This window comes from Hymenobacter sp. FMD4 (assembly GCF_058932745.1).
The window spans coordinates 1-755 of the sequence record NZ_JBZYWH010000054.1 but is presented as its reverse complement, the minus strand read 5'-3'; the positions used below and the strand labels follow the sequence as shown (position 1 = coordinate 755).

General features: G+C 65.8%; 1 protein-coding gene. It reads right to left on the bottom strand.

Going from position 1 to position 755, the window contains the following annotated elements:
* Positions 1-755 (bottom strand): IS110 family RNA-guided transposase (locus AC5FXY_RS22320; protein ID WP_493558941.1); only part of this gene is annotated, 755 nt, incomplete at both ends.

Below are 755 nucleotides of genomic sequence, written 5' to 3'. Positions count from 1 at the left end.
CAAGGGTTGAGGGCTAATTTTCTGGCGAAGTCGGGCTGGTACGGTACGCCGGATTTAACGATGGCGAAGGCCTGCTTGAGCAGCTTGTTGCACACGGCAATCAGCGCCAGCTTGCCGCTCTTGCCTTGGGCGGTGAGCCGCTCGTAGAGGGCTTTGCAGGCGGCGTTGGCCTTGCGGGCCGACCAACTGCACATAAACAGCTTGCCGCGGATCAGCCCGCCGCCCATTTTCGTAATGCGCGCCTTGCCGCGCACGCTCGTGCCCGAGGTATGCTCGCGCGGGCAGAGCCCGGCTTTGGCAATGAGCTGGCGGTGGTTGTCTAGGCGCGTGAAGCCGCCGGCGAACAAGAGCAGCAAGGCCGCCGTCTTGCGGCCGATGCCGGGAATGGAGCACAGCAACGGCATTTCCGCCGCGTAGCGCAGCTCGACTTTGGCCAGCAACTCGGCTTCGAGCTGCTGTACCTGCCGCTCCAGGCGGCGCAGCGCCTGCTGCAAGTGCTTGGCCGCGCTGGGGCTGACCAGCGGTTGGTGCTGCAGCGCCTCCAGGGCGTTGCGCAGCATCGTCTGCTGGCGGATGAGCAGCTCCGTGGCTTGTTCGAGCTGGCGGCACTCGACGAGCACGGCCTCGTCCGGCTGCCAGCGGGGCGTAGGCTGCTGCTGGCCGTAGCGCAGCAGCCACTGCGCATCCTTCCGGTCGCTCTTGCCCTTGCCCAGGTGCATCTGAATGAAGCGCTTTACCACCAGCGGGTTCAGCAC